The sequence below is a fragment of the Allobosea sp. genome (assembly GCF_035999205.1).
Classification (GTDB): domain Bacteria; phylum Pseudomonadota; class Alphaproteobacteria; order Rhizobiales; family Beijerinckiaceae; genus Allobosea.
The window spans coordinates 454,170-468,177 of the sequence record NZ_DASYHA010000026.1; the positions used below are offsets into that span (position 1 = coordinate 454,170).

Annotated in this window: 12 protein-coding genes; 7 read left to right on the forward strand and 5 right to left on the reverse strand. The window is 67.9% G+C overall.

Translation table 11 applies throughout. The features are described 5' to 3' along the window. The first annotated feature begins 33 nt into the window (after positions 1–33). Positions 34–1,719: a DNA repair protein RecN gene (gene recN / locus VGN82_RS24080; RefSeq protein ID WP_327529607.1), complete on the forward strand. Its 1,686-nt coding sequence runs from the start codon at positions 34–36 to the stop codon at positions 1,717–1,719. 5 nt (positions 1,720–1,724) lie between these two features. Here the strand turns inward: recN and aidB are convergent, their stop codons facing one another. Together aidB and VGN82_RS24090 are read right to left on the reverse strand one after the other, a co-directional pair. Then, positions 1,725–2,546, reverse strand: coding sequence for an AidB family quorum-quenching N-acyl homoserine lactonase (gene aidB, locus VGN82_RS24085; protein WP_327529608.1), 822 nt, complete (start codon positions 2,544–2,546; stop codon positions 1,725–1,727). Positions 2,547–2,634: 88 nt separating this feature from the next. Continuing rightward, a complete protein-coding gene (locus tag VGN82_RS24090) occupies positions 2,635–3,009 on the reverse strand; it encodes a hypothetical protein (RefSeq protein WP_327529609.1) in 375 nt (124 codons plus the stop codon). 225 nt (positions 3,010–3,234) lie between these two features. Between VGN82_RS24090 and VGN82_RS24095 the strand changes: the two genes are divergently transcribed. Then, complete coding sequence (locus VGN82_RS24095) at positions 3,235–5,421, forward strand: DEAD/DEAH box helicase (RefSeq protein ID WP_327529610.1); 2,187 nt, start codon at positions 3,235–3,237, stop codon at positions 5,419–5,421. Positions 5,422–5,701: 280 nt separating this feature from the next. Here the strand turns inward: VGN82_RS24095 and VGN82_RS24100 are convergent, their stop codons facing one another. After that, complete coding sequence (locus VGN82_RS24100) at positions 5,702–6,505, reverse strand: DUF2189 domain-containing protein (protein ID WP_327529611.1); 804 nt, start codon at positions 6,503–6,505, stop codon at positions 5,702–5,704. Positions 6,506–6,711: 206 nt separating this feature from the next. Here VGN82_RS24100 and ligA point away from each other — a divergent pair, with 206 nt between their 5' ends. After that, positions 6,712–8,868, forward strand: coding sequence for an NAD-dependent DNA ligase LigA (ligA, locus tag VGN82_RS24105; protein WP_327529612.1), 2,157 nt, complete (start codon positions 6,712–6,714; stop codon positions 8,866–8,868). Positions 8,869–8,872: 4 nt separating this feature from the next. Here the strand turns inward: ligA and VGN82_RS24110 are convergent, their stop codons facing one another. Further along, positions 8,873–9,847 (reverse strand): AraC family transcriptional regulator, encoded by a 975-nt coding sequence (locus VGN82_RS24110; protein ID WP_327529613.1) that lies wholly within the window; start codon positions 9,845–9,847, stop codon positions 8,873–8,875. 96 nt (positions 9,848–9,943) lie between these two features. On the opposite strand from VGN82_RS24110, the gene VGN82_RS24115 reads away from it, so the two are divergent. The 4 genes from VGN82_RS24115 to VGN82_RS24130 all read left to right on the forward strand — a co-directional run bounded on the left by VGN82_RS24115 (position 9,944) and on the right by VGN82_RS24130 (position 13,201). Then, positions 9,944–11,188, forward strand: coding sequence for an MFS transporter (locus tag VGN82_RS24115; protein ID WP_327529614.1), 1,245 nt, complete (start codon positions 9,944–9,946; stop codon positions 11,186–11,188). Between the two features lie 83 nt (positions 11,189–11,271). Then, the gene (locus tag VGN82_RS24120; protein WP_327529615.1) at positions 11,272–12,150 is read left to right on the forward strand and encodes an AraC family transcriptional regulator; all 879 of its coding nucleotides are present in this window, start codon (positions 11,272–11,274) and stop codon (positions 12,148–12,150) included. A 13-nt stretch (positions 12,151–12,163) separates the two neighbouring features. Continuing rightward, positions 12,164–12,877 carry an AzlC family ABC transporter permease gene (locus tag VGN82_RS24125; protein ID WP_327529616.1) on the forward strand — a complete coding sequence of 238 codons (714 nt, stop codon included), beginning with the start codon at positions 12,164–12,166 and terminating at the stop codon, positions 12,875–12,877. A gap of 24 nt (positions 12,878–12,901) precedes the next feature. Next, positions 12,902–13,201 carry an AzlD family protein gene (locus tag VGN82_RS24130; RefSeq protein WP_327529617.1) on the forward strand — a complete coding sequence of 100 codons (300 nt, stop codon included), beginning with the start codon at positions 12,902–12,904 and terminating at the stop codon, positions 13,199–13,201. Positions 13,202–13,203: 2 nt separating this feature from the next. Here the strand turns inward: VGN82_RS24130 and VGN82_RS24135 are convergent, their stop codons facing one another. Then, positions 13,204–13,881, reverse strand: coding sequence for a hypothetical protein (locus tag VGN82_RS24135; RefSeq protein ID WP_327529618.1), 678 nt, complete (start codon positions 13,879–13,881; stop codon positions 13,204–13,206). Positions 13,882–14,008: the final 127 nt, after the last annotated feature.

The window sequence follows — 14,008 nt, forward strand, 5'->3', positions numbered from 1 at the left end:
GCATGCCCTGCTTCCTGAGCCTGCGCTGACCCCATGCTGGTCCAACTGGCGATACGCGACATCGTCCTGATCGACCGTCTCGATCTGGCGTTCCGCGATGGTTTGAGCGTGCTGACCGGCGAGACCGGTGCCGGCAAATCCATCCTGCTCGACGGCTTTGCGCTGGCGCTCGGCGGGCGCGGCGATGGTGGACTCGTGCGTCATGGCGAGGCGCAGGGACAGGTCAGCGCGGTCTTCGACCTTCCGGCTGCGCATCTGGCGCGCAAGCTCGCCCAGGCGCAGGAGATCGACACCGACGGCGACCTCATCCTGCGCCGGGTGCAGTATGCCGATGGACGCACCCGTGCCTTCGTCAACGACCAGCCCGTCAGCGTCCAGATCCTGCGCATGATCGGGGCGGCGATCGTCGAGATCCATGGCCAGCATGACGACCGGGCGCTGACCGACCCGGCCCAACACCGGATGATTCTCGACGGCTTCGGTGGGCTTGAGGAGCAGGCCGAGGCCGTCGCGGCCTCGAGCGAGGCACTGAAGCGCGCGCGTCAGGCCCTGCAGACCCAGCGCATCCGCGTCGAGGCGGCCCGCAAGGAGGCCGATTTTCTGCGCCACGCCGTTGCCGAGCTTGGCAAGCTCGCGCCGAAGGCCGGCGAGGAGGACGAACTCGCGGCGGCGCGCCAGGGTATGATGCAAGCGGAGAAGGTCGCGCGCGACCTGATCGACGCCTATGAGGCGGTCGGGGGGCAGGGCTCGCCGATCGCGGCGCTGTCGGCCGTACTGCGCCGCCTCGAACGCCGGGCCGGGCAGGCCCCGGCCCTGATCGACCCTTCGCTCGCGGCGCTCAACACGGCGATCGTCGCGCTGGAAGAGGCCGGCGAGACGCTGTCGGCCGGCATGCGCGCCGCCGAATACGATCCTCGCGAGCAGGAGCGTGTCGAGGAACGGCTGTTCGCACTGCGCGCTGCTGCGCGGAAATATGACGTGCCGGTCGAGGGGCTGACCGTGCTGGCCCAGAGCATGGCCGGCGATCTCGCGGCGCTCGACGAGAGCGAAACCTCGCTGGGCCGCCTCGAGGAGGAGGTCAGGCAGGCGGAGACGGATTTCGTAGCGCTGGCCGACACGCTGTCCAAGGCCCGGCATCAGGCCGCTGCGAAGCTCGATGGCGCCGTCAGGGCCGAATTGCCGCCGCTGAAGCTGGAGCGGGCGCGTTTCATCACCAAGATCGACAGCGACGAGAGCGCGCGCGGGCCGGAGGGTTTCGACCGCGTCGAGTTCTGGGTCGAGACCAATCCGGGCACCCGGCCGGGACCGATGATGAAAGTCGCCTCCGGTGGCGAACTTTCGCGTTTCATGCTGGCGCTGAAGGTCGTGCTGGCCGAGCGTGGCTCGGCGCCGACGCTGGTCTTCGACGAAATCGACACCGGCGTCGGCGGGGCGGTGGCCGACGCCATTGGCGAGCGGCTGGCGAGGCTTGCCGGCAAGGTGCAGGTGATTTCGGTGACGCATGCCCCGCAGGTCGCGGCGAAGGCGGCGCAACATTTCCTGATCGCAAAATCGGCGCTGGACGGCGACGCCGCCTCGCGGACGGTGACGCGGGTCTCGGGGCTGGAGGATCAGGCGCGGCGCGAGGAGATCGCGCGCATGCTGGCTGGCGCGAGCATCACCGAAGAGGCGAGGGCAGCCGCCGGGCGCCTGCTGGAGGCGGCTGGAGTCAGAGGCTGACGCCGTCAGTCCGGCATCAGTTCGAATCCGTTTCCGCGCGTGCCGACCGTCGCGAAGCCCTCGATATGCCCGCCCGATACGATCCAGCCCTGGCTGGCGGCACGGTCGAGGATGTCGCGGCGTGTCCGCGCTGCTGCCGCGCCGTCGAGATCATAGACGATGCCGATGTCGGGATCGCCTGCCTGGAGCGACGAGAGATGCAGGGCGTCGCCCCAGAGCAGCAGGCTGCGCGTCGCGTCGCCGATCAGGTAGCCGCTATGGCCATGGGTGTGCCCGGGCAGGGCGATCAGCTCGATGCCTGGCAGAACGGTTCCCGGGTCGACGCTGCGCAGCCGCCCCGCATAGAGCTGCTGCAGCGTTGCGGCGATGTCGAAGCCGCCTTGCCGGTCCTTTGGCGTCGTGGCGCGCTTCGCTTCGTCACCGAAAAAGGCGAGGTCGGCCGCGGGCACGATGATCTCGGCCTCGGGGAAATAGGGCTTGTCGCCTGCGACAAGCCCGAGCGCGTGATCGCCGTGAAGATGGGTGATCAGGATGCGCCGGACCTGCCCGGGCTCGACACCGCGATGCTGCAGGGCGGCTCGGGCGTAGCCATAGGCTTCGCCCCAGGCGGTGCCGGTGCCGGCATCGACCAGGGTGATCCCGTCGGGGCCTTGCAGCAGGAAGGCGCTGACGGGAATGCGGATCTTCGGATGGCCCCAGCGAGCGATCGCGTCACGGCGCGTCGCCTGGCCGGAGGTGTGCGTCAGGACTTGGGAGGGAGCTTCGAAGAAGCCGTCATGGAGGATCGATACATCATATCGGCCGAAGCGGCGCGGCGGTTGGTCCATGCGATTCCTCTCCGGCTCATGCCCGTCCGGATCAGAGCGCAGGGGGCCGGTTCGTGGCAATGCCACGGAAGCGGTGGCGCCATGCGGGTCAGCGCTGCGGGATGAACTGCGCGTCGCTGATGGTGAAATTGCCGCGTGCCTGCGCGACGGTGAATTCCAGAGCGCCGCGGCATCCGGCCGGAGCTGCCGCCGCGCCGGCCTTGGCGCAATTGCGTTCGAGATAGGTGATCGTGTCCATCGGCATGCCACCATCGTCAAGGTGTACTCCGGTGCTGGCATCGCTGGCGAGGCCGCCGCGCGACATGGCGAAGCCGGAGATGGTGACGTTCTCGACGCGAACGAACAGCCCTGCAAGTTCCGCCCGGCGCTGCTTGACCTCTGCCAGCGTCATCATGTGCGCGCCGTCCTGGGCCTGCGCCAGCCCGCTTACCGCCATCAACACCGCAACAATTGCCAGCCGCATCCGCGTCGCTCTCCTCGTCAGGGGCGGCGAAATCGCGCGATGGGGCTGAGTCGTCAAGACCGCTCCGGGCATGAGCCGGTGCACTTTCCGCATCCTTCGCCGTAACAGTTTCTTTCCGCTGGCTTTTGCGCTAAGAGCCGCTGCAATCGATGGCTGCGCTCACGCCCATCGCCCGACATCCTGCGCCGTCTTTCCCCTGCGCCGTAACTCTAGGCCCGACACCCCATGTCCTTTCTGACCACGAGCCCGCCGCTCGCGCGCGCGCTCGCCGAACGCAATTACTCCGACCCGACGCCGGTGCAGAACGCCGTCCTGGAGGACGCTGCCATCGGGCGCGATCTCCTGGTCTCGTCGCAGACCGGCTCCGGCAAGACCGTCGCCTATGGCCTCGCCATCGGCTCGACCCTGCTCGGCGAGGAGGAGGCCTTCGGGCGCGCCGGCCAGCCGCTTGCGCTGATCATCGCTCCGACGCGTGAGCTGGCGCTCCAAGTCCAGCGCGAGCTCGCCTGGCTCTACAAGCATGCCAATGCCCGCGTCATTGCCTGCGTCGGCGGCATGGACCCGCGCCGCGAGGCCGCCCTGCTCGACGAGGGCGCGCATATCGTCGTCGGTACGCCTGGCCGTCTGCGCGACCATATCGAGCGCCATCGCCTCGACGTCTCGGCGTTGAAGGCCGTGGTGCTCGACGAGGCCGACGAGATGCTCGATCTCGGCTTCCGCGACGATCTCGAATTCATCCTCAAGACCTCGCCGGAAGATCGCCGCAGCCTGCTGTTCTCGGCGACGCTGCCCAAGGCGATCATCCATCTCGCCAAGAGCTACCAGAACGATGCGCTGCGCATCGAGGTCGCAGGCGATGCGCGCGGCCATGCCGACATCGAGTACCGCGCCATCCGGGTCTATCCCAAGGAGGTCGAGCTCGCCGTCGTCAACCTGCTGCGCTTCCATGATGCCGCCTGTTCGCTGGTGTTCTGCAACACCCGCAACGCCGTGCGCCATCTCGAGGCAATCCTGCTGGAACGGGGCTTCTCGGCGGTGGCGCTGTCGGGCGAACTGTCGCAGAGCGAGCGCAACTCGGCGCTGCAGGCTCTGCGCGACGGGCGGGCCAAGGTCTGCGTGGCGACCGACGTGGCGGCGCGCGGCATCGACCTGCCGGGGCTGACGCTGGTCATCCATGCCGAGCTGCCGAACGACCCGGAGGTGATGCAACACCGCTCGGGCCGCACTGGGCGCGCCGGCAACAAGGGCACCAGCGTTCTGCTGGTGCCGCCGTCGCGGCGCCGCAAGGCGGAGATGCTGCTGGGCGAGGCGAAGGTCGAGGCGGTCTGGGCCGGCGCCCCGACGCAGGAGGAGATCCGCGCGCTCGATCAGGAGCGTCTGCTCAGCGACCCGATCCTGACCGGGGAACCGGGCGAGGACGATGCAGCGATGGTCGAAGCCTTGCTCAAGGGGCGTTCGGCCGAGGAAATCGCGGCTGCGCTGGTGCGTGTCTATCGCTCGCGTCTGCCGGCGGCCGAAGAGGTCGGCGATCCCAATTATGCGCGCGACGAGCGCCGCCCGGCGCGATCGCGGGACGATTATGCCCCGCGTGAGGGCTCGCGCTTCGGCGAGGGCCGCGAAAATAGTCCGCGTTCGGACGGGCCGCGGAAGGCGGGCCCGCGCGGCGATACGGTCTGGTTCCGCCTGAGTGTCGGCCGCAAGGACGGTGCCGATCCGCGCCAGCTGCTGCCGATGCTGTGCCGCCGAGGCAAGATCACGCGCGACGAGGTCGGCGCGATCCGCATCTTCGACAAGGAAACCAAGGTCGAGATCGATGCCGATGTCGCCGAGCGCTTCTATGAACTGGCCAAGGCAGTCGACCGCGACAAGATCACGATCGAGCCGGTGACCGGCGAGGAAGAGCGCCGTCCGGCCAAGCCCTTCGCCGAGAAGGCGAGCCATGCGCCCTCAGCCTATGGCAAGCCGGAGCGGAGCCGTCCCGAGCGCCATGGCGCGGAGGAACGTGATGCGCGCCCGGAGGCACGTGCCTATGAGAAGAAGCCCTACGAGAAGAAGGCTTATGATCGCCAAGCCTATGAGGGTGGCGAGAAGAAGCCATATGAGGGCAAGAAGAAGGCCTATGAAGGCAAGTCCAAGCCCTTCGGCGCCAAGCCCTATGATCCGGTGAGCCGCGACCGCGAGCAGCTTTCCGACCCGAACGTCTCGTTCCGGTCGGGCACCAAGCCGCATGCCGAGAAGCCCTATGGCGAGAAGAAGTCCTTTGCGGGCAAGCCTTTCGGTGCGGGCAAGTCAGGCGGCGGCAAGGCCTTCGCAGGCAAGCCTTTCGGCGCGAAGTCCGGCCCGCGTGACGGCGACACCCGCCCGGCGGGCAAGCCGTTCAAGGGCAAGAAGCCGCGCCGCGACGATCGCTGATTGTCGGGCGCGGCGTCAGGCATCTGGCGGTCTCTGTCCTTCCTTAGCGTCGGCTGCGTCTCAGCGCAGGCCGAGGAAGGACAGGATGGCGAGCACGACGACGACAAGACCGACGAGATAGATGATACTGTTCATGGCATAGCCCCCGCTCTGTGGGCGGGCCTGTCGGCCCGCTTGCAATGGAGTGTCGTCCGATGGACGGACGTCGCTGATGCCAAGTGAACCTCGCTTCGCGGTGAATGTTCCCACGGCACCGCCTCGTGCAGGCCGGCGGCCCGGCTCAGCCGTCGATGACCTTGCGGTAGAGATGCCAGGTCGCATGCCCCAGAACCGGCATGACGACGACGAGGCCGACCAGCATCGGCAGGCAGCCCAGCACCAGCAGGCCGGTGACCATCAGTCCCCAGATCATCATCACGCGCGGGTTCTTCTCGACCGCCGCGACCGAGGTGCGGATGGCCGTCGCAACGTCGACCCGCCGGTCGATGATGTGCGGGAAGGAGGTAACCGAGATCGAGAAGGCCAGGATTGCGAAGAGTAGGCCGACGGAGTTGCCGACGATGATCATGATCCAGCCGTTGAAGGTGGTGAAGACGGCCCGCAGGAAATCGGCGGTGGAGACGTCAGCCGGGAGACCGAGGAGACCCCGATAGATCAACCAGGCCGAGATCAGCCAGGCCATGAACAGCCCCGTCAACATGGCGCCGAGCAGCAGGATCTGGCTGATCGCTGGCGAGCGCAGCAATGCGAAGGCGTGTTGCCAGGAGGTATCGAGTTGGCGTTCGCGCCGGCGGCTAATCTCATAGAGGCCGATGGCGGCGAAGGGGCCGAGCAGCGCGAAACCGCCGAGCAGCGGGAAGAGCAACGGGAAGATGTTGAAGCTGACGGTGAGGTGCGCCAGCAGCACGCCGCAGATCGGGTAGATCAGCGCAACGAAGGCGAGATGGCTGGGCTGCGCCTTGAAATCCTCCCAGCCGAGCCGGAGCGCGTCCAGCAGATCCGCCGTGCTGATGGTCAGGATGCGCGGCAATGCCGGGGCGGCGGCTCGCGGGGCGTCGTCGAAGTGGCTGTCGAGGTTGGCCATGGCGTGTCTCCCGGTTGCGGCCCGGTTCGCCTTGGCCTTGATCCTTGGGGTCAACGGCCGGTAGGCGTCGAGCTTCCAATTCCCAATCCGGGTACTATACGCGAGATCGCGGCGCTTGTCGCAGGGGCTGCAGAAACGAATGCGCGAGCCGGATGGGCGATCCTGCTGACCTTCCCCGACACGGGCCTGTCGCTTATGACAAGGCCATGAGCGAACCAGAGCCGAATCCGATCGCCGAATTGACCGCCCGCCAGGCCAAGGTGGAGCACAAGCGACTGGCGGCCGCCGTCGAGGCGGCGGACATCGCCTATCACCAGAACGACGCGCCGACGATGGACGACGCCGCCTACGACGCCCTGAGGCGCCGGCTGGTCGCGGTCGAGGAGGCGTTTCCGGAGCTGAAATCGGCCGGTTCCGTCAGCGGCAAGGTCGGCGCGCGTCCGGCCGGCAAGTTCGCCAAGATCCGGCATCGCGTGCCGATGCTCTCGCTCGACAATGCCTTCTCCGACGAGGCCGTGGCGGAGTTCGTGCAGCGCGTGCACCGCTTCCTCGGCCGCAAGGATGAGGAGGCGATCGCCTTCACCGCCGAGCCCAAGATCGACGGGCTGTCGCTCTCCCTGCGTTACGAAAACGGCGCGCTCGTCCATGCCGCGACGCGCGGCGACGGCGAGGAGGGCGAGGACGTCACCGTCAACGCCCGCACGATCTCCGAGATTCCGCAGAGCCTCGCCGGGGCGGATGTGCCGGAGGTCGCGGAGGTGCGCGGCGAGGTCTATCTGGGCCACGCCGACTTCGCGGGGATCAACGAGCGCCAGCGCGAGAAGGGCCTTCCCGAATTCGCCAATCCGCGCAATGCGGCGGCCGGCTCGCTGCGCCAGCTCGACGCTTCGATCACAGCCTCAAGGCCCTTGCGCTTCTTCGCCTATGCCTGGGGCGAGATGCCGGTCCTGCCGGCACCGACCCAGTTCGGCGTCGTCGAGGCCTTCGGGCGCTGGGGCTTTCGCGTCAATCCGCTGATGAAGCGCTGCGAAAGCGTCGCGGAACTGCTGGAGCGCTACCGCCTGATCGAGAGCCAGCGCGCGGGGCTCGGCTACGATATCGACGGCGTCGTCTACAAGGTCGACGACCTCGCGCTGCAGGCCCGGCTCGGCTTCGTCTCGCGGGCGCCGCGCTGGGCGATCGCGCACAAATTCCCGGCCGAACTCGCGACCACAGTGCTGGAGGCGATCGAGATCCAGGTCGGCCGGACAGGGGCGCTCTCGCCTGTGGCTCGCCTAAGGCCGGTGACGGTCGGCGGCGTCGTCGTCACCAATGCGACGCTGCACAATGAGGATTACATCCGCGGCTTCGATTCCAAGGGCGAACGTATCCGCGACGGCGAGCCTCCGGACATCCGGGTCGGCGATACGGTGACGGTGAAGCGCGCCGGCGACGTCATCCCGCGCGTCGCGGCGGTCGATCTGGCGAAGCGGCCGGCAGATGCGTCGCCTTACCTCTTCCCGACGCTCTGCCCTGCCTGCGGCAGCCATGCGACGCGCGAGATGAACCCGCGCTCCGGCAAGGAGGATGCGGTGCGTCGCTGCACCGGCGGGCTGATCTGCCCGGCGCAGGCGGTGGAGCGGTTGAAGCATTTCGTCTCGCGCGACGCGCTGGACATCGACGGGCTCGGCGACAAGCAGATCGAGTTCTTCCATGCCGATCCCGATCTGCCGGTGAAGGAGCCGGCCGACATCTTCACGCTGGCGGCTCGCGACCAGGCGAACTTCAAGAAGCTCAAGGACAAGGAGGGTTTCGGCACGCAGAGCGTGGCGAAGCTCTTCGCCGCGATCGAGGACAGGCGGACGCCACCGCTCAACCGCTTCATCTTCGGGCTCGGCATCCGCCATATCGGCGAAACCAATGCGCGACTGTTGGCCCGCCATTACGGTTCCTTCGATGCCTTGCGCTCCGCTGGCGTCGCGGCTGCCGATGCAGCCTCCCCGGAGCGGCACGAGCTCGATGCGATCGATGGGGTCGGCCCCACCGTGGTCGAGGCGCTGACCGAGTTCTTCGGTGAACCGCACAATCAGGAACTCCTGGACCGGCTGCTGGCACAGGTGACGCCGCAGCCTCTGGAAGCGGTGGCGTCGGTCAGTCCGGTCGCCGGCAAGATCGTCGTTTTCACCGGCGCGCTCGAGCGGATGACGCGCGACGAGGCGAAAGCAATGGCCGAGCGGCTCGGCGCCAAGGTCGCGGGCTCGGTTTCGACGAAGACGGACTTGCTGGTGGCAGGGCCCGGCGCCGGCTCGAAGCTCAAGGACGCCCAGAAGCACGGTGTCGAGGTGATCGACGAGGCCGGCTGGTTCGACCTCGTCGGCGGTTGAGGGCCTATTCCGCGGCGGCGGCTGGCGGCGCGAAGAGCCTCGCCGGCTGCGCCTCACCGGCCGCGCGGATTTCGCTCGGCGCGGAGCCGATGATGCGCTTGAAGGCGCGGCTGAACGAGGCTTCGGAATCATAGCCGAGGCGCTGCGCCACGACGGCGATCCGCAGCTTGTCGCGGGCAAGCCATTGCCGGGCCTGATGCATGCGGACCTGCGCGACATAGCGCGCCGGCGTTTCGCCAACGGCGCCGGCGAAACGTTCGGCAAAACCGGAGCGCGAGGCGCCCATCAGCTTCGCCAGGCTCTCGACGGTCCAGTCGGTTTCCGGATGGGCGTGGATCGCCGCCAGGACGCGGCCGATCAGCGGGCAGCGTGCGGCCGCGATCCAGCCCTTGGCTTCGCCGCAGCCACGCTCGACCCAGGTCCGCATGATCGTCGCGGCCAGCACATCGGCGAGCCTCGCCAGAATGCCGCCGGCGCCGACGCGGTCCATCGCGACCTCGCGGCCCATCGCCTCCAGCAGATGCGGGATGCCGGGCTCATGAGCGACGACCTCGCTCATTCGCATCATCTCCGGCATCAGTCGCAAGAGCGGGTGATCGATATCGACATTGAAGGTCATGCTGCCGCTGAACAGCAGGGTGTGTTCGCCGTCGCCGCCGCCCTCGACGTCCAGCACGTCGCCACAGCGCTGGCGAACCTTGCAGGTGCAGGGCGGCGAGGGCTCGACCTCGGGGGAACTTGCCAGCACATGCGCCGCGCCACGCGGCAGCAGGACGGCATCGCCGTCGCCCAGTTCCAACCACTCCCCGCCGGACATTCTGAACCAGCAGCCGCGTCGCGAGATGAAATAGAAGCGTGCCTCGCGCCGCTCCGGGAAGGCGATAGACCAGGGTGCCGCCATCTGGCAGCGGCTGTAGTCGACGCCGTCGAGCCGGAGGCCGCGCAGCATGTCGGTGAGGTGATCGGCGGGTGCTGTCATCGCAGTGATGGACGAACGGACAAGTTATCCGGATTTTATAGCATGGAAACTCCAGAAGGTCACGCCCATCTTGCGGCGACCTCATGGAGACCTTTCATGTCAGATTCCGCATCCACCGCCGCTCTCACCTTCGAAGTTGTCCCCGAGGAGGTCCGCGACAGGCCCGCCTGGGCCGCAATCGGCTCGCTGACACTGGGTGTCTTCGGGCTGGTCACGGCTGAGTTCCTGCCGGCGAGCCTCCTGACGCCGATGGCTGCCGATATCGGCGTTTCGGTCGGTGCCGCCGGGCAGGCGGTGACCGCGACCGCCGTGATCGGCGCGATCGCCGGCCTCGCCACGGCGATCGTGACGCGCGGGATCGACCGGCGCTTCGTCGTTTGGGCGCTGACCTCGATGCTGATCGTCTCCAGCGTCCTGGCGGCGCTCGCCGATAGTCTGCCGACGCTCCTGTTCGCTCGCGTCCTGCTCGGCATCGGGCTCGGCGGCTTCTGGTCAATGGTGGCGGCGACCGCGATGCGGCTCGTGCCGGCCAGCGCCCTGCCAAAAGCGATGTCGCTGATCTTCGCCGGGGTTTCGGTGGCGACGGTGAGCGCCGCCCCTGTTGGCGCCTATATCGGCGATCTCTTCGGCTGGCGGGTGGTCTTCTGGATCACGGCGATCGTCGGTGTCGCGACGCTGCTGGTGCAGATGGCGGTGCTGCCCCGCCTGCCGGCGCGCGGCGCCGCGGATGTCGGCACGCTGATCAGGCTGCTGGGGCAGCCGAGCGTGGCGCTGCCGCTGATCGGCATCGTGGTTGTCATCTCCGGGCATTTCGCGGGCTTCACCTATATCCGCCACTTCCTGGAGCAGGTCCCCCGGCTTTCCGTCGAGGCAATCTCGCTCGTCCTGCTTGCCTTCGGCGTCGGTGGCTTCTTCGGCAATCTCGCCGGTGGCGCGATCACGGCGCGCAGCGCCAAGGCATCCGTGGTCTTCGGAGCTGCGATCATCGCGCTGATGGGAGCGAGCCTGCTGCTGTTCGGCAGTTCGCCTGCCGCCTCGGCGGCTGCGGTCGGCCTCTGGGGCTTCGCGTTCGGAGCGCTGCCGGTCGGTTTCCAGACCTGGATCGTGCGGGTCGTGCCGGAGGAAGAGGCGGAGTCGGCGGGTGGCTTGCTGGTCGCGGCCTTCCAGGTTGCGATCGCCAGCGGCGCAATCTTCGGCGGCCTGCTGGTCGACGGCTTCGGCGCTCCCGGCGCGGTCGCCTATGCGGCCCTGGCGACGCTGATCGGCGGGCTCGGCGTCCTCGCCTTCGGGGCGCGGAGCCCGGAACGGGTCGGTGGAGGCGCCGTCTCGGCCGCTCACTGACGCCTGGGACGTATCGGGCGCGTGATGCGCCCGATCACTTTTCTTCAAGACACCCGGCCCGTGTTCCGGTCTAACCTCGCGCCATGGACAGCGTCAGGCAAAGCGAGACATTGGGGATCCAGCCGCTGCAGACGGGCGAGCGGGCGGAGCTGTTCCTGGCTCGCCATTTCGACAGCCTGGAATGCCTGAGCGCGACCTTCGCCAAACATGCCTACGCCCCCCATGCCCACGATACCTATGTCGTGGGCACCATCGAGACCGGCTGCGAAGCCTGGACGGTGCGCGGCGAGCGGCATTATGGCGGCCACGGCGATGTGACCTTCATCAATCCGCTCGAGGTCCATGACGGTGAGCCGATCGGCGAGGGCTACAGCTACCGCATGACCTATCCGGCGGTCGCGCTGATGCAGGAGATTGCATCGTCGCTGGCCGGCTGGAACGGCGGCCAGACTCCCTTCTTCCCCAAGGCCTGTGTGCATGATCCGGAAGGAGCCGCACTGCTGTCGCGAGCCCACCGAGCAATGGAAGCGGGCCAGGATGGGGCGGGGAGGGAGGCCTTCGGCGGCGAGGAGCTGCTGCTGCGCGCCTATGCCCATTGCCTGGTCAGGCATGCCGGGCTCGCAGCCTGCTCGATCGGACGGGAGGCCGGGCCGGTGGCGCGCGCGTGCGAGCTGATGGAGGCGCGCCACGACGAGGATCTCTCGCTTGCCCAGATCGCCGGCTCGGTCGGATTGCCGCGCCACCATCTCATCCGCGCCTTCCGCCAGGAGACGGGCCTCACACCCCATGCCTTCCTGATCGATATCCGGGTGCGGCGGGCGCGGGACCGGCTGCGTCTCGGCGAGGCGCCGGGCGATGTCGCCGCTGCCACCGGCTTTTGCGACCAGGCGCATCTGACGCGGGCGTTCAAGGCGAGGCTCGGCGTGACGCCGGGCGCGTTCCGCGCCGCTCACCTCTCCTGAAGGTCAATTTGTGATGTCCACGTTGTGGGACGATGCCCGCCGGGGATTCGGCGATATTTGGCCGGCGATGCTGGCGGCGGTACCGATCGGACTGCTGTTCGGCGCTCTCGCAGCGGGCAAGGGGCTTTCGCCGCTCGAAGTGATGATCATGGGGGCGCTCGTCTTCGCAGGCGGGGCGCAGTTCGCCGCGGTCGAGCTCTGGGCGACGCCGGCGCCGATCGGTGCGCTCGTCTTCTCGACCTTGCTGATCAATGCCCGGCATGTGCTGATGGGGGCTTCGATCGCCCCCAAGCTCCAGGGATTCTCGCGCGGGCAGAAGCTGCTCGGCCTCTACTACATGGCCGACGAGAACTGGGCGCTGGCGGAGAAGCGCGCGCGGACGCACCGGCTGACGCCGGCCTATTGGTTCGGGATGCTGGCCCCCTTCGTGGCCTGCTGGATCACGACCTCGACGCTCGGCGCCATCGTCGGTGCCGCGCTCGGCGATCCGCGCCGTTTCGGGGCTGATTTCGCCTTCACCGCCCTGTTCATCGCGCTCGTTGCTGCCTTCTGGAAAGGACGCGTAACCTTCTGGACCGTCGCAGCGGCGGGCCTCGCCTCGGCGCTGACCTATCGCTTCGTCGGCCCTCCCTGGCATGTGCTGGCCGGCGCGCTGTGCGGGCTGGCTGCGGCCTGGATTGCGGCGGGCGATCGTGAAGGCGCCGTTGCGGAGCCCGCCAAGCCATGAACCTCGTCCGATGAAGCTTGCCCCATGACCGTCGATCCTCTCAACATGCTTGCTATCCTCGGCATGGCGATCGCGACCTACGTCACGCGCATCGCGGGCCTGGCGCTGGCGGGGCGCCTGGATCTGTCACCGCGCGCGCAGGCCGCCTTCGACGCGATCCCGCCCGCCGTGCTGGTCGCCGTCATCGCGCCGAGTGCGCTGGCGACCGGCTGGGCCGAGACGGCCGCAACCGCCGCTGCGGCGCTCGCCGCGACGCGGCTGCCGCTGCTTGGCGTCGTGGCGGTCGGTGTGGTCGCCGTGGTGGGCTTCAGAGCGCTTGGCTGAACTCACTCCCGGATGATCGGATTGACCGCGACGACCATGCCGCGGCCGTTCACAATCAGCCTGTATTGGCGCGACAGGGCGACCCTGAGCTTCGGCTCGGCGACGGCGATCCTGGCTTCGATGTCGGCCGAGCCCCCACTGCCCGCCTTGCGCTGCAGCACGATGTCGCCCGTCTTGATCGAGAGGATCTGGTACCGGGCCCAGTTCTCGCGCGAGATGTTCGTGCGCCAGTAGCTGCAATCCGTCCGGAAGGCCCGGTCGTTGAACAGAGTCTGCGCTTCCTGATAGCTGATGCTGCGATCGACGACATTGATCAGCTTGTATTCGAAGTGGTCGCTGAAATTGGCGTTCAGGCCGACATTGACGAAGATGTTCCTGATCCCGCTCAGGGCGCCGGCTGCCTCGATGTTCTGGCTCAGATCGACATCGCCCTGCATGACCTCGACGGGCTGGATGCCGAGCCGGTCGAGACGGATTTCGCAGAGCCGCTCCAGATTGACGGGTCGCGACGGGTCGTTGGTCGCCGTCTCGCGCGCGAAGTAGAGCGAGCCGACATTGATTCCGGCCCGCACCGGCCGCAATTCGCGTCCGCCGCTGTAAGGGCTGGTGTTGATCGGCTGTGGCGATGCGCAACCCGCCGCCAAGAGTCCGAATATCGTCCAGATGACACGCCTGACCATCGTCCGCCCCCCAATGCTGGAGAGAACGGTAATTCTACTTATGGTTGTGTCAATATCATTTCACATCCAAAGAGCGTGTTCGGCGCGAGGTCGCGTCAGATCATGCCGCCGAGCCAGCACCACAGCC

Excerpts from the sequence above, each read along its gene's own strand:
- recN (WP_327529607.1), top strand. The coding sequence starts at position 34 with ATGCTGGTCCAACTGGCGATACGCGACATCGTCCTGATCGACCGTCTC.
- aidB (WP_327529608.1), bottom strand. The coding sequence starts at position 2,546 with ATGGACCAACCGCCGCGCCGCTTCGGCCGATATGATGTATCGATCCTC.
- VGN82_RS24090 (WP_327529609.1), bottom strand. The coding sequence starts at position 3,009 with ATGCGGCTGGCAATTGTTGCGGTGTTGATGGCGGTAAGCGGGCTGGCG.
- VGN82_RS24095 (WP_327529610.1), top strand. The coding sequence starts at position 3,235 with ATGTCCTTTCTGACCACGAGCCCGCCGCTCGCGCGCGCGCTCGCCGAA.
- VGN82_RS24100 (WP_327529611.1), bottom strand. The coding sequence starts at position 6,505 with ATGGCCAACCTCGACAGCCACTTCGACGACGCCCCGCGAGCCGCCGCC.
- ligA (WP_327529612.1), top strand. The coding sequence starts at position 6,712 with ATGAGCGAACCAGAGCCGAATCCGATCGCCGAATTGACCGCCCGCCAG.
- VGN82_RS24110 (WP_327529613.1), bottom strand. The coding sequence starts at position 9,847 with ATGACAGCACCCGCCGATCACCTCACCGACATGCTGCGCGGCCTCCGG.
- VGN82_RS24115 (WP_327529614.1), top strand. The coding sequence starts at position 9,944 with ATGTCAGATTCCGCATCCACCGCCGCTCTCACCTTCGAAGTTGTCCCC.
- VGN82_RS24120 (WP_327529615.1), top strand. The coding sequence starts at position 11,272 with ATGGACAGCGTCAGGCAAAGCGAGACATTGGGGATCCAGCCGCTGCAG.
- VGN82_RS24125 (WP_327529616.1), top strand. The coding sequence starts at position 12,164 with ATGTCCACGTTGTGGGACGATGCCCGCCGGGGATTCGGCGATATTTGG.
- VGN82_RS24130 (WP_327529617.1), top strand. The coding sequence starts at position 12,902 with ATGACCGTCGATCCTCTCAACATGCTTGCTATCCTCGGCATGGCGATC.
- VGN82_RS24135 (WP_327529618.1), bottom strand. The coding sequence starts at position 13,881 with ATGGTCAGGCGTGTCATCTGGACGATATTCGGACTCTTGGCGGCGGGT.